This is a genomic window from Cellulosimicrobium sp. CUA-896 (assembly GCF_001942335.1).
Classification (GTDB): Bacteria; Actinomycetota; Actinomycetes; order Actinomycetales; family Cellulomonadaceae; genus Cellulosimicrobium.
Genome location: NZ_MKKH01000016.1, coordinates 20185 through 33991 on the forward strand (window position 1 = coordinate 20185; position 13807 = coordinate 33991).

Consider the following 13807-nt stretch of genomic DNA (forward strand, 5'->3'; position numbering starts at 1 on the left):
GTCCGGCACGGGCGCGCGCTCGGCCGCCTGGGCGTCCGGGTCGAAGGCGAAGACGCGGGGCACGTAGGGAGCCTCGTCGTCGTCGAACGGCGAGCCCGGGGAGGCCGCCCCCGCGGCGTCGGACCCCGCAGGCACCCCGCCCTGCGCGTCGGCCGCGGGACTGTCCGCGGTCGGCGCGGCGTCCGTGGACGGCTCCAGGGCGTCCTCGGGCGTCTCGAGAGCATCGTCTCGCTCGGTCGGCTGACCCATCCACAGTCTCCGTGACGAAAGGCGCGCGGGCGTCCCGCGCGACGACGAGGGGTGTGCGGTCTCCCGCACGTCGAAGTCTATCCGGGCCGGTCTACGCCCGATGTCCGTTGCGCCCGGAAGGGCGCTCGTGCAGCGCCGGCCGGACCGGGCGCTCGCTGAACCACGACCGCGGGAGGAAGGCCGCCGCCGCGACGACCAGCATGCCGCCGTAGATCCAGACGTAGCCGACGACCTGGCTCGGCACGAGCACGTCGCCGCCGGGGCCCTCGATCGCGAGCACCTGCACGACGGCGACCCAGCCGACGCCGAAGGCGACCAGACCGGTGTAGCCGCCCCACGCACGCGCGAGCACGCTCGCCGCGAGCACCGCGAGCAGGGCGAGCACGAGCCCGAGGTGCAGCGCCGGCACGTCGACCACGGGAGCACGGTGGGCGACCGTGCCGACGAGCCCGACGACCGCGCCGATCAGCGCGCACGCCGCGGCGCGACCGACCATGCGTCCCGTGCTCGTCTCCACGTCGGAAAGGCTATCGGTCGGTGGCCCGGCGTTCCGGGAGGGCCCGCACAGCGGCGCGGGAGGCGCGTAGAACTCGTGTGAAGGGATGGGCGCGAGCACGTCGTTGCTCAGCGCGTACCACCCGACGAGCGGCTCGCCGTCGCTCGGCTCCACGCCGGTGCCCGCCGCGCTCACGGCCTGGACCTGCGTCGCGTGCGCACGCATCGCCCCGTGCACCGCCGGCAGGACCGTGGCGACGCCGACGGCCACGAGCGGCGGTGCGCCCGCCGCCGCGGTGTCGGGCACCGCGAGGGGCGGGAGCGTCGCGTCCGGGTCGGGGAGCGTCAGGGCGCCCTCCCCGGTGAGGAGCTCGCGCACCTCGGGCCGGTCCGCGAGCGCGCGCCGCGCGGCGCGCACCGTCCGCTCCGGCGCGACCGCCTGCCAGAAGGCGGGCGTCTCCTCCCCCGACGCGCCGAGGAGCTCGACGGCGCGCCGCGTCACCTCGTGCGCCCGCACGTGGTCGGGGTGGCCGTAGCCGCCCCCGCTCTCGTAGGTGACGACGACGGCGGGTCGCCGGTCGCGCAGCACCGTGGCGAGCCGGGCCGCCGCCTCGTCGAGCGGGACCGCGACGAAGGCGCCGTCCGGCAGGGACGCCTCCGCCGCCGCCCGCGCGATGCCGGGCGCCGCCCAGGCCATGCCTGAGTCGGTGTACCGCGCGGCGGGCGGGACGGCCGCGGCCTGCGGGGACGCGGACGTCGGACCACGGTCGACAGCCGGCACGGTGTCGAGGAAGAGGTGGTCGCGCACACCGAGCGCCGCGAGAGCGCCCGCGAGCTCGCCCTCCCGGTGCGTTGCGAGCGCCGGGCCGTCCCCCTCGAGGTGCCCGACGCCCGTGGGGTGCGTCGGCGTGTCGATGACCTCGCCGCGCTCTCCCCGCGTGCACGTCACGACCGTGACGGGCTCCCCCGCCGCCGCCCACGTCGCGAGCAGCGCTCCCGTGGCGAGCGTCTCGTCGTCGGGGTGGGCGTGCACGGCGACCAGCCCGCCGTCGGGGACGACGGGCCGCGTGCCGGCGGGCACCGCGGCTCGGCCGGTCACAGGCCGGTCAGGCGCGCTTGGCCCGGGCGGTGGCGCGGGCGCGCTCCGTCTGGTCGAGCAGGACCTTGCGGATGCGCACGACCTCGGGCGTCACCTCGACGCACTCGTCCTCGCGTGCGAACTCGAGCGACTCCTCGAGCGTGAGGTGGCGCGGCGGGATGAGGTTCTCGAAGTTGTCGGCCGTCGAGGACCGCATGTTCGTGAGCTTCTTCTCCTTGGTGATGTTCACGTCCATGTCCTCGTTGCGCGAGTTCTCGCCGACGATCATGCCCTCGTAGACCTCCTGCGTGGGGTCGACGAAGAACGAGCCGCGCTCCTGGAGGTTGATCATCGCGAACGGGGTGACCTTGCCCGCGCGGTCGGCGACGAGCGAGCCCGTGGTGCGGGTCTCGATCGGGCCGGCCCACGGCTCGAAGCCCTCGGAGATGGACGAGGCGATGCCCGTGCCGCGCGTCTCGGTGAGGAAGCGCGTGCGGAACCCGATGAGGCCGCGGGCCGGGACCATGAACTCCATGCGGATCCAGCCGGTCCCGTGGTTCGCCATGGTCTCCATACGCCCCTTGCGCTGGGCCATGAGCTGCGTGACGGCGCCGAGGTACTCCTCGGGCACGTCGATGGTCATGCGCTCCATCGGCTCGTGCGTCCTGCCGTCGATCGTGCGCGTGACGACCTGCGGCTTGCCGACGGTGAGCTCGAAGCCCTCGCGCCGCATCTGCTCGACGAGGATCGCGAGCGCGAGCTCGCCGCGGCCCTGGACCTCCCACGCGTCGGGGCGGTCGGTCGGCAGCACCCGCAGGGAGACGTTGCCGACGAGCTCGGCGTCGAGCCGGTCCTTGACCTGGCGTGCGGTGACCTTGTGGCCCTTCCCGCCCTTGCCGGCGAGGGGCGAGGTGTTGATCCCGATCGTCATCGAGATGGCTGGGTCGTCGACCGTGATGAGCGGCAGCGGGCGCGGGTCGTCGGCGTCGGTAAGCGTCTCGCCGATCGTGATGTCCGCGATGCCGGCGACGGCGACGATGTCGCCCGGGCCGGCCGAGTCGGTCGGCACGCGGTCGAGCGCCTTCGTCTCCAGCAGCTCCGTGATCTTCACGTTCTGCAGCGTGCCGTCCTGACGCGCCCACGCGACGACCTGGCCCTTGCGCAGCGTCCCGTTGAAGACGCGCAGGAGCGCCAGGCGACCGAGGAACGGCGACGCGTCGAGGTTCGTGACATGGGCCTGCAGGGGCGCGCCCTCGTCGTACGTCGGGGCCGGGATCTTCTCGAGGATCGTCGTGAACAGCGGCTCGAGGTCCTCGTTCGCGGGCAGGTCGCCGTCGAGCGGCTGGTCGAGCGCCGCGCGCCCCGCCTTCGCGGACGCGTAGACGACGGGCACGTCGAGCACCGCGTCCAGGTCGAGGTCGGGCACCTCGTCGGACAGGTCGCTGGCGAGACCGAGCAGCAGGTCGGTCGTCTCGGCGACGACCTCGGTGATGCGCGAGTCCGGGCGGTCGACCTTGTTCACGACGACGATGACCGGCAGCTTGGCGGCGAGCGCCTTGCGGAGCACGAAACGCGTCTGGGGCAGCGGCCCCTCGCTCGCGTCGACGAGCAGGACCACGCCGTCGACCATGGACAGCCCGCGCTCGACCTCGCCGCCGAAGTCGGCGTGCCCGGGCGTGTCGATGACGTTGATGGTGATGCCGTCCGGCTGACCGACCGCCGCCGCCGCGGGCCCCGCGTACCGCACGGCGGTGTTCTTCGCGAGGATGGTGATGCCCTTCTCGCGCTCGAGGTCACCCGAGTCCATGACGCGGTCGTCGACCTGCTGGTGGGCCGAGAAGGCGCCGGACTGGCGCAGCATGGCGTCGACGAGCGTCGTCTTGCCGTGGTCGACGTGGGCGACGATCGCCACGTTGCGCAGGTCGGAGCGCACAGACATCTACGGTTCTCATTTCGTGGGGTCGACGGGGGCGACGGACCCCCGGCGCCGCTCCTGGACCGGACCGGCGTGCTCGCCGCGGCGTCGGGAGGGCGCTCGGGTCGTCACCCGGGCACGGCTATCGTACCGGGTCGCCTGCGCGGCGGCGCCGCGTCGTCGGCTCGGGTGCAAAGGGGGACCCGCCCGGGCGCGCCGGCGGGTGGGCCGACGACGGGGCGGCGAGCGTACGCGGCGCCGTTGCCCGTACACCCACCTGCCGGCGATCGTCCCCCGGCACCCGGCGGCGCGACACCGGAGGACCGCCTCCGAGACCTGATCGAGATGTGTTCGTCATCACCCCGTGACCTGCCGCACGCCCGCCCGGGAGGGGCGGGTCACGGCTTGGGCGCTCGCCCGCCGGGCCGGCGGACGAGCCCGCGCCACCGGTTCGGCCGGTCGGGGTAGAGCTCCTCCCACTGCTCCGAGATGGACTCGGTGACCCGCGTCGTCACCTGCTCGGTGAGCGCCGCGCGCGCCTGCCGTCGCTCGACGCGCATGATCGCGGCGTGCTCGGCGCTGAGCGCCTTGATCGTCGCGACCGCCATGCCGATCAGCACGAGCGAGAAGGGCAGGGCGATGAGGATGGCCGCCGTCTGCAGCGCCTGGAGCCCGCCGGCGAGGAGGAGGGCGATGGCGAGCAGGCCCTCGAGCACCGCCCAGAAGATGCGGCTCCACGTGGGCGGGTTCGGGTTGCCGCCCGACGCGAGCATGTCGACCACGAGCGACCCGGAGTCCGAGGAGGTCACGAAGAAGACGACGATGAGGATGATCGCCGCGACGGACAGGATCGTCGCGAACGGCAGGTCGCCGAGCAGCTGGAACAGGACGGTGTCCTGGTCGACGGCTCCGTCCTCGAGCATGCTCCCGGGCGCGGTGATCTCGCGGTACAGGCTCGAGCCGCCGAAGATGGCGAACCACAGCGTGGTGACGATGGTCGGGACGAGCAGCGTGCCCAGGACGAACTCGCGGACCGTGCGCCCGCGCGAGATGCGTGCGATGAAGACGCCGACGAACGGTGCCCAGGAGATCCACCAGCCCCAGTAGAAGATCGTCCAGCCCGACTGCCACTCGAGGCCGACCGCGCCCTGGAACGCGGTCGTGTCGAACGTCAGGCGGAGCATGTTCTGCAGGTAGAACCCGAGCGACTGCACCCACTCGCGCAGCAGGAAAAGGGTCGGGCCGAGCAGCAGGACCAGCACTGCCACGACCCCGGCGAGCACCATGTTCCCGTTGGACAGCCACTTGATGCCCTTGCCGAGACCGGACACCACCGAGAACGTCGCCACCACGGTGATCGCCGCGATGAGGCCGATCTCGAGTCCCAGGCTCGGGTCGGCCACGTCGAGGAACCCGAGGCCGGCGGCGATCTGCATGACGCCGAAGCCCAGCGACGTCGCGACGCCGAACACCGTCCCGACGATCGCGATGACGTCGATCGTGTTGCCGAGCCAGCCCTTGACGCGGTCGCCGAGGATCGGCTCGAGCGCCCAGCGGATGGACACCGGACGGCCCTTGCGGTGGATCGCGTAGGCGAGCGAGAGGCCCGCGACCACGTAGATGGCCCACGCGTGGATGCCCCAGTGCAGGTAGCTCTGCCCCATGGCCGCCTGCGCGAGGACCGCGTCGCTGCCCTCCACGCCCGGCTTCGGGCTGACGTAGTGCGACAGCGGCTCGGCGGCGCCCCAGTAGACGAGGCCGATGCCCATGCCCGTGGCGAACAGCATCGCGAACCACACGGGCAGCCGGAAGAGCGGCTCCTCCTCGTCCTTGCCCAGGACGATGTCGCCGAACCGGCTCAGCCCCATCCACAGCGAGAAGACGACGAAGGCCGCGACGATGAGGACGTAGTACCAGCCGAACACGCCGATGACGTCGCTCTGCAGCGTGTCCATCGCCGTGCTCATCGCGTCGGTGAAGAGCACGGTCGCGAGGACGAACAGCAGGATGATCCCGGCCGCGGGGTAGAACACCCGGGGGTCGGGGCGACCGGTCCGCGCCGCGGAGCCCTCCTCCGCGGCGGGTGGTGGGGGCAGCTCGGCCCCTCCTTCAGGTCCTGTCGTCGCCGTCGACGTCGAGCCCGGCGCCTCGCCGGACCCGTCGACGCGCGGCGGTCGCCCGAGCCGGTGATGGAGGAGTCGTCGGTGCTGCTCATGAGCCCCAGGCTTCCTGTGCGCGCGGCACGGGGCAACCGGAACGTCCATCTCGGCTCAGCCGGGCTGTACGACCCGGCCGTCGTGGAGCTCGACGACGCGGTCCGCGCGCTGCACGAGCAGCGGGTCGTGCGTCGAGACGACGGCCGCGACCCCGCGCTCGTGGACCACCTCGCGCACGAGGTCCATCACGGTCGCCGCGGTGCCCGAGTCGAGCTGCCCCGTGGGCTCGTCCGCGATGAGGACCGCCGGCTCGGCGACGAGGGCGCGCGCGATCCCGACACGCTGCTGCTGCCCGCCGGACAGCTCGTACGGCCGTTGTGCGGCGTGGGCGTCGAGACCGACGAGCGCGAGGGCACGTGCGACGCGCTCCGCGCGCTCGCGCGGCTCCACGCCCTGCAGTCGCAGCGGCACCTCGACGTTCTCGGCGGCCGACAGCACGGGGACGAGGCCGAAGGACTGGAAGACGTACCCGATCTCGCGCCGCCGGACCTGGAGGACGTCCCGCTCGCGCATCGCCGACAGCGTGCGCTCCCCCGCGAGGACGACCTCCCCGCTCGTCGGGCGGTCGAGCCCGCCGAGGATGTTGAGCAGCGTCGTCTTGCCCGACCCCGAGGGGCCGCGCACCACGAGGAGCTCTCCGGCGCGGGCGACGAGGCTGACGTCGCGCAGCGCGTGCACCTCGTTCGCGCCGCGCCCGAAGACGCGCCCCACGCCGTCGGCCCGCAGCGCCGCATCCGGCGTCCTCCCGGCCGTCTCCGTCACCGCCGTCTCGGTCACGGCCGTCTCCCCTCGTCGTCCCGCCCTCGCGCGTCCGGCCAGACGCCCACGTGGTCCGTCTCGAGCGCGAGCCGGACGCGGTCGCGCAGGTCCAGGCTCGCCACGAAGTCCGGCGGCAGCTGCAGGCGTCCGACGCGGTCGAGCACGGCGAACTCCTCGGCGACGTGCCGTTCGGAGCCGTGCTCGTCCACCTCCGTGCGCCGCAGCACCTCGGTCGACGTGCGCCCGTCACGGATCTGCACCGTGCGCAGGACGTGGTCGGAGACCGTGGGGTCGTGCGTGACGATGAGCGTGGTGACGCCGAGCTCGGCGTTCACGCCCCGCATCGCCTCGAGGACCTCCACCGACGTGGCCTCGTCGAGCTCACCCGTGGGCTCGTCGGCAAGCAGGACCCGCGGCGCGTTGGCGACCGCCACGGCGAGCGCGGTGCGCTGCTGCTCCCCGCCCGACATCTGGTCGGGACGACGGTCCCGCACGTGGCCGATCTCGAGCAGCTCCAGCAGGGCGTCGACGCGCGCACGCCGCTCGTGCGCCGCAAGGTCGCCGGCGAGCGTCAACGGCACGGCGACGTTCTCCGCGGCGGTGAGGTACGGCAGGAGGTTGCGGCTCGTCTGCTGCCACACGAAGCCGACGGCGTGCCGCTGGTAGCGCACGCGCTCGCGCCGCCCCATGGTCAGCAAGTCGGTCCCCGCGACGACGGCGGACCCGCCCGTCGGCCGGTCGAGACCGGACAGGATCGTCAGCAGCGTCGACTTTCCCGACCCCGACGCGCCGACGAGCGCCACGAGCTCGCCCGGGTCGACGCGCAGGTCGAGCCCCTGCAGCGCCTGCACCTCGACGCCGTCCGCGGAGAAGATCCGCACGAGGCCCTGGCAGAGGATGTCCGGCTCCGCCGGGTCGCGTGGCGCGCCCCGCGACGCGGTCCCCGCGTCGGGGTCCGCCACGGCGTCCGGTTCGTCGACTCCGGTCCGGGTCGTCATGTCACCTCTCCTCACCGATGCGCAGCTGGGCCGCGAGGTTCGTGCGCCGGCTCAACGCCGTGGAGGCCGCGACCGCACCGGCCACCACGAGGACGAACCCGCCGACGACGACCCCGAGGAGGGCGGGGTCGACGGTCAGCGGGGGTCGGGCGTCGCCGCCCGTGAACGGGGTCAGGTCGACGGTCGCGAGCACGAGCGCGGGGACGGCGACCCCCAGCACGGCGCCCACGACGACGGCGGCGAGCACCCACGGTCCCAGCTCCCACGCGACGAGACCGCGCGTCCCGCGCCGCTCGAGCCCGAGCGTGCGCAGCACCGCGACGAGCCGGTCGCGCGCCGGCGCCCGATCATCAGGGTCATCACGACCGCGGCCGCGCACAGCAGCCCGGAGAGCGCGATCGCGACGACGAACGCCCGGTTCATCCCGTCCGCCGCGGGCGAGTCGAGCAGGTCGGCGGAGACGAGGTCGGGACCCGTGACCGCCGACCGCGGCAGCACCTCGGCGACGGCCGCGCGCACGCGTCCGGGTCGGCGCCGTCCTCGAGCGAGAGCAGGGCGACGCGCGGCCGGAACGTCTCGTCGAGCGCCTGCGCGGCGAGCGCGCGGTCGACGACGACGAACGAGCGGGCCGGCAGCCCCGGGAGAGGTCCGGACGCGGCGAGCACGTCGACGGGCACGCTCCGGGACCCGACCAGCGTCACCTCGTCCGCGCCGACCGGGACGCCGAGCGAGCCGGACACCACCGCGGGGAGACGGTCGCCCGGCGTCGACAGGCCGTCCGGCAGCGCGTGCGCCCCCGGGACGTCCGCCTGGACGGCGGCGAGCGCCTCGGCGTCGACCGCGAGGACGGTCACCCGCTCCCCGGACACCCCGAGGCGCAGCGGGAGCTCGCCGGCGTCGGCCACGGTGGCGACCTCGGCGACGCCGTCGACGGCCCGCAGGTCCGCGACGACGTCCTCGTCGACGACCGGCCCGCTGACCCGCACGTCGGCGCCCGCCTCGCCCCAGGCGATCGTCTCGACGCCCGCGCGCACGCTCGAGTACAGCACGCCCGACGACATCGCGACGGCCACGCCGACGACGAGAGCGAGGGCCGGGACGACGCCGCCCGCGGGGTCGCGGACCGTGCGCGCCGCACCCAGGAAGGGCACGAGGTCGCGGCGCACGCGGAACGCGCGCTCGAGGGCGCGCACGGGCACCGGGTAGACGCGCAGCACCACGACGCACGTGGCGAGCGCCAGCAGGAGCGGCGCGGCGGCGAGGAGCGGGTCGACACCGCCCGAGCCGGCGGCACCGGCCGCGGCACCGGGGTCCGCTCCCGTCCCCTCCACCACGACGCCGCGCCGCAGGAGCAGCACGACCGAGACGGCGGCCGCGGCGACGACGAGCAGGTCGACGAGGGTGCGCCACCGGCCGCGGTTCGTGCCGAGGTCCGCGCGCGCCTCGCGCAGGCCCGCGGGCGACGTCGTGAGGGCGAAGAGCGCGGCCGGCGCGAGCGCGACGAGCAGGGCGGGCACGAGCGTCCCCACGCCCACGGGACCGCCGCCCGCGGCCACGGGCACGGCGAGGACCGCGGCGGTCGCGCCGACCGTCGCGGCGGGCAGCGACAGCGCGAGACCCTCCGCGGCCATGAAGCCGCGCAGCTGCACGCCCGACCCGCCGCGTGCCCGCAGGAGCGCGAGCGAGGGGCGGCGGCGGGAGACGACGAGCCGCGCGCCGAGGAGCAGCACCGCGAGGGTCACACCGAGCGGCCCGACCGCGACGACGGCGAGGACGGCCGCCGACGCACGCTGCTGCGCGAGGAGCGCGCCGAGCACGTCGCCCAGCTCGCTCGCGGGCGTCAGGGTGAAGGCGCCGCCCTCGACCACCGGGTACGGCGAGGCGGTGAACCCGCGCAGCTGCGCGAGGAGCGCGGCCACCTCGTCCGCCTCGACGGCGTCGCCGGAGACGGGGTACCAGACGCGGGTCGACGGGCTGAGGAAGGTCGCGCGGTCCGCGGTCGCGGGGTCGAGATACATCGCGGTGCGCGCCGAACGGCCGAGGTTGAGGTCGTCCACGACCTGCGGCTCCGCGGAGTACGGGTTGTGCTGCCAGTAGTCCTCGTCCGGGTCGTCCGCCGTGAACGTCCCGGTCAGGCGGGCCGACGTGACGACGTCGAGCGCGCGCACCTCCCCGACCGGCCACCCCAGCACGTCCGCGGACTCGGCGGCGACCACGACGTCGAGGACCTGGTGGCCGACGGTGTGCACCGTGCCTGACTCGTCCACGAGCGCGGCACCGTCCGGGTCAGGTTCCGGGAGCTCGACCGGACCGGGCCACTCCCCCTCGACCAGGGTCACGTGCTCGGCGAGGCGCGGGTCGACCTTGACCACGCCCGACGGGAACCGGACGTCGTTGCCGGGCACCGCGGGCAGGTCGCGCGCGTCGTCCTCGACGGTGAGCTGCGGCTCCCCCAGCGCCGAGCGCAGCGGCTCGGGCTGGGCCTCGCGCAGCCGCTCGAGCCCCGCGGCGAACGCTCCCCACACCTCCTCGACGTCGGGCGCGAGGTCGGTGGACCCGGGCGTGGGCGCCGGGCCCCGGTCCGGCGGCACCTGGTTGACCGCGACGACGTCGCGCTGCAGGGGCGTCGTCCGGTCGAGGACGTGCGCGACCTGGGCGGAGTCCGTCGCCGCGACCGCGCGTGGCCACGCGGTCACGACGAACGCGACGATCAGCACGACGACGGCGAGCGCGACCGAGACGGCGCGGTACGCGGCGAACTGGCGCCACGTCAGGCGCGCGAGCCTCATCGGATCTCCTCCCGGTACTCGCCGTCGAGCGCCTGGGCCCGCACGCGTGCTGCGACGACCGCGGCCACCGCGACGAGCCCTGCGAGGAGCACGCCGAGCAGCAGCGCGGTCGGGGCCGCGGCCAGGCCGAGCGGCACGGGCAGCACCTGGGCGGCGTCCCCGAGCGTCGCCCGGGCCAGCGCCGGGACCGTCAGGGTCGCGACCGCCCAGCCGGCGAGCGTCCCCAGCACCAGCGAGGCACCGGTGACCGCCGCGAGCTCGAGGGCCCGGCCGCGCGCCTGCGCACCGGGCGCCACTCCGAGCGCCCGCAGCACCGCGACCTCGGGACGCCGGACCCTCAGCAGCGCGGTCGCGACCGCGAGGACTCCCGCCAGGGCCAGGACGAGCGCGCCCACCGCGGCGAGCCAGAACGCGACGCGCACGGGTGCCGAGACGTCCGGAGCCGCGTCGCGCCGGCGACCTCGACCGTGACGTCGGTCGCGCCCTGCGCTCGCGCCAGCTCGAGCGCGCCCTCGGCGAGCGCCCCGCGGGCGTCGTCGTCCTCGGCGCCGAGCCAGACCTCGCCGGGGCGGGGCACGGACTGCCCGGCGCGCACGAGGTGCTGGAGCAGCGCGCCCTCGTCGGCGAGCACCGCCGCGCGGTCGACGGCGCCCGGGATCACGTCCGCCACCGCCGCCACCCGGACCGGCAGGTCCGTCCCGGACACGGTGAGGACGGACTCGTCGCCGGGCGCGAGGTCGTAGCGCTCGGCGATCGGGGCGGGCACCGTGAGCGCGAGCGGCGGGAGGCCGGCGTCGCCCCCGGGCAGGACGCGGACCGCGAGCGGCAGGCCGTACCCCCCGAGGTCGGCCGCGAAACCGGCGGCACCGGCAGGCCGGACGGCGGCGAGCTCCTCGCGCACGAGCGACGTCACCGGCGCCCAGCCCTCGAGGGCGAGCGGAGCGTCCCCCGCGGGGGTCGTCGCGCTCGCGCGGTCGACCGTGACCGTGGCGCGGGCCGGCATCGAGGGCGTGCCGACGAGGAGGTCGACGGCGACGAGCCGCCACCGGCCGGGCCCGGGAAGCTCACCGGCGAGGGTGTGCGTCGTGGGCTGCTCGCCGACGCCCGTCGCGGCTCCCGGGTCACCGCCCGGCGCGTAGGACACCGCGACCTCCCCGAGGAGGACCTGGCTGAGCGCCCCCGCGTCGTCCGCCACCCAGGCCGCGGCGCGCACGGAGCGCGACTCGTGGGCATCCGCCCAGTACCAGGGGGTGTCGGCCGTGACGTCGACCGCGAGGGCCACCGCGGCGGTGAGGTCGACGGCGATCCCCGTCGCGTCGTCGGGCAGCGGGGTGCCGGGGTCGCCCGCCTCGTCGCGCAGCCCGCCCGCGAGGACCGCGACGTCCGCCGTGCCCGGCGGGACGCTCAGCACGTCGGCGGCCGCGTCCGCGTCGAGGGCGAGCAGCGTCAGGGGGTCCTCCCCCATGACGCCCGGCAGCTCGAGCACGCTCGACGCGCCGGCCACCCCGGGGAGGGCGAGATGCTCCGCCAGCAGGGGCGGCTGCGCCGCCGCCCCGACGGTCGGTGCCCCGCCGGTGTCCACCCGCACGTCGGCCCCGGTGCGCAGCTCCGCGACCGAGCTCCGCAGCGTCGTCGTGGTCCCGGCGTAGCGCCCGCGAGGTGCCCGCGCCGGCCGCGAGCACGACGAGGACCACCGGGACCGCGACGACGACGAGGCGGCGCGCGACCTGCCGGGCGGCGAGCGGGACCGTGAGGTGACGACCGCGCGCGGCGACGCGGTCCACGAGCGCGGTCAGCGGGCCGAGGACCGCCGTCGCGACGACGGCGAGCGCGACGAGCACCGCCGCCGGCGCGAGGACGGCCAGGGGGTCGATCTCGGCGGCACCGCCGGTCGTCACGACCGGGGAGCCGTACCGCAGGAGCTGCCACAGGCACAGGCCCGCCACCACGAGCGCCAGCACGAGCGTCCCGGCGGCCGCGGCGGCCCGGACGCGTCCGGACCGGTCGGTCTCGTGCCGCCGGGCGACCGCACGCGCCTGGAGCCACGCGACACCGGTGACGAGCGCGGTGCCCACCGCGGTGCCGAGCGCGGCGACGAGCCACGGGGCGGCGAGCACGCCACCGGCGTCGGGGCCCGCCCGCAGGGCGACCAGGGCCCCGCCCGCGCCGAGGAGCGCTCCCGCGCCCACGACGCCGCCGGCCTCCGCCGCGGACACCCCCACGAGCTGGCGCGTGGAGGCGCCGCGCGCGACGAGGAGCCCGACGTCGCTCGCCCGGGTCTGCGCGAGCAGTCGCGCCACCTGGACCAGGGCCACGACGCTCACGACGACGAGCAGCGCGACCGGCACGAGCGTCACGGCACCGGCCGCGGCGAGCGCGGCACGGGCCTCGGCCGCCGTCGCGGCGAGCTCCCCGGTGACCGTGAGGCCGCGCACGGCGACCGCGTCGTCCTCACGCAGATGGTCGCGCAGCGACGACGCCCCCTCGGCGGCGCCGAGGTCGGCGGGCACGACCCGCGTCGCGTCCGGCACGACGGTCCACCGCACGAAGGGCGTCGTGCCGAGGCCGGCGAGCGTCTCCGGGGTCACGACGAACGGGCCGACGACGGACCCGTCGACGCCCGAGACGGCCAGGGGGTCGTCGAACCAGCGGGGGTCCTCCTCGTCGAGCGGCCGCCACGTCCCGACGAGGGTCAGCTCGGTCCCCGGCTCGGCCTGCGGGTCGGTGTCGGACCGGCCGACCACCACGACGTCGCCGCGGGCGAGGCCCAGCGTCTCGGCCGCGGCGGCGTGCAGCGCGGCCTCGCCGGGAGCCGACGGCCATCCCCCCGCCACCTCCGCGACCCCGGGCAGCGCGGGGTCGACCTCGAGGACCGCGCGGTCGGCAGCGAGACCGTCGTCGGCAGGCTCGTCGTCCGCGGCGCCCGCGTCGGCGCCGTCGGGCGGGCGCGCGGGCGCGGCGAGCGGCAGCGGCTCGGTGCGCACGGTGCGGTCGACGGCGAGCGGCACGCCCGCCAGGTCGGCCTCGACCACCTCGCGGACCCGCGCGTCCTGCGCCGTCGCGTCGTCGGCGAGGCGCGTCTGCACCTGCACGCCGCGCGCGGTCGGCGCGGCGCCGTCCAGGGCTCCGCGTGCACCGGACGTCGCCGCGGACTGGACGTAGCCCACCGTGGCGCCGACCGTCGCGACGACGAGCGCCGCGAGCAGCACGATCGTCGCGAGCAGGCCCAGCTGCGCACGCGACCGCCGGACGGCCAGCGCGGTCGCTCTCACGGGCGCCTCCCTCTCGCGACGTCGACGCCCGAGCGA

Annotated in this window: 10 protein-coding genes; all 10 read right to left on the reverse strand. The window is 75.9% G+C overall.

The features are described 5' to 3' along the window. Positions 1-340 precede the first annotated feature (340 nt). The 10 genes from BJF88_RS06890 to BJF88_RS06930 all read right to left on the reverse strand — a co-directional run bounded on the left by BJF88_RS06890 (position 341) and on the right by BJF88_RS06930 (position 13771). A complete protein-coding gene (locus tag BJF88_RS06890) occupies positions 341-1825 on the reverse strand; it encodes a DUF6113 family protein (RefSeq protein WP_075828262.1) in 1485 nt (494 codons plus the stop codon). A 25-nt stretch (positions 1826-1850) separates the two neighbouring features. Next, positions 1851-3761 (reverse strand): translational GTPase TypA, encoded by a 1911-nt coding sequence (gene typA / locus BJF88_RS06895; protein ID WP_075828263.1) that lies wholly within the window; start codon positions 3759-3761, stop codon positions 1851-1853. A gap of 374 nt (positions 3762-4135) precedes the next feature. Continuing rightward, positions 4136-5770, reverse strand: coding sequence for a BCCT family transporter (locus tag BJF88_RS06900; protein ID WP_075828264.1), 1635 nt, complete (start codon positions 5768-5770; stop codon positions 4136-4138). 237 nt (positions 5771-6007) lie between these two features. Next, complete coding sequence (locus BJF88_RS06905; RefSeq protein ID WP_083648939.1) at positions 6008-6730, reverse strand: ABC transporter ATP-binding protein; 723 nt, start codon at positions 6728-6730, stop codon at positions 6008-6010. Beyond that, positions 6727-7710 carry an ABC transporter ATP-binding protein gene (locus tag BJF88_RS06910; protein WP_083648940.1) on the reverse strand — a complete coding sequence of 328 codons (984 nt, stop codon included), beginning with the start codon at positions 7708-7710 and terminating at the stop codon, positions 6727-6729. Before BJF88_RS06910 ends, BJF88_RS06905 begins: the two co-directional genes overlap by 4 nt. A 1-nt stretch (position 7711) precedes the next feature. Beyond that, on the reverse strand, positions 7712-8089 hold the full coding sequence (locus BJF88_RS06915; protein WP_083648941.1) for an FtsX-like permease family protein: 378 nt from the start codon (positions 8087-8089) through the stop codon (positions 7712-7714). A gap of 40 nt (positions 8090-8129) precedes the next feature. Next, the gene (locus tag BJF88_RS19510; RefSeq protein ID WP_075828266.1) at positions 8130-10499 is read right to left on the reverse strand and encodes a hypothetical protein; all 2370 of its coding nucleotides are present in this window, start codon (positions 10497-10499) and stop codon (positions 8130-8132) included. Further along, positions 10496-10894, reverse strand: a complete 399-nt coding sequence (locus BJF88_RS18950) for an FtsX-like permease family protein (protein ID WP_158068894.1) — start codon at positions 10892-10894, stop codon at positions 10496-10498. Before BJF88_RS18950 ends, BJF88_RS19510 begins: the two co-directional genes overlap by 4 nt. Beyond that, on the reverse strand, positions 10837-11712 hold the full coding sequence (locus tag BJF88_RS19515; RefSeq protein ID WP_158068895.1) for a hypothetical protein: 876 nt from the start codon (positions 11710-11712) through the stop codon (positions 10837-10839). The genes BJF88_RS18950 and BJF88_RS19515 overlap by 58 nt, the downstream gene beginning before the upstream one ends. After that, positions 11621-13771 (reverse strand): hypothetical protein, encoded by a 2151-nt coding sequence (locus BJF88_RS06930; protein ID WP_075828268.1) that lies wholly within the window; start codon positions 13769-13771, stop codon positions 11621-11623. Before BJF88_RS06930 ends, BJF88_RS19515 begins: the two co-directional genes overlap by 92 nt. Positions 13772-13807: the final 36 nt, after the last annotated feature.

What these genes read in the sequence shown, in the direction of transcription:
- typA (WP_075828263.1), bottom strand. Translation starts at nt 3,761, where the DNA reads ATGTCTGTGCGCTCCGACCTGCGCAACGTGGCGATCGTCGCCCACGTC.
- BJF88_RS06910 (WP_083648940.1), bottom strand. Translation starts at nt 7,710, where the DNA reads ATGACGACCCGGACCGGAGTCGACGAACCGGACGCCGTGGCGGACCCC.
- BJF88_RS19510 (WP_075828266.1), bottom strand. Translation starts at nt 10,499, where the DNA reads ATGAGGCTCGCGCGCCTGACGTGGCGCCAGTTCGCCGCGTACCGCGCC.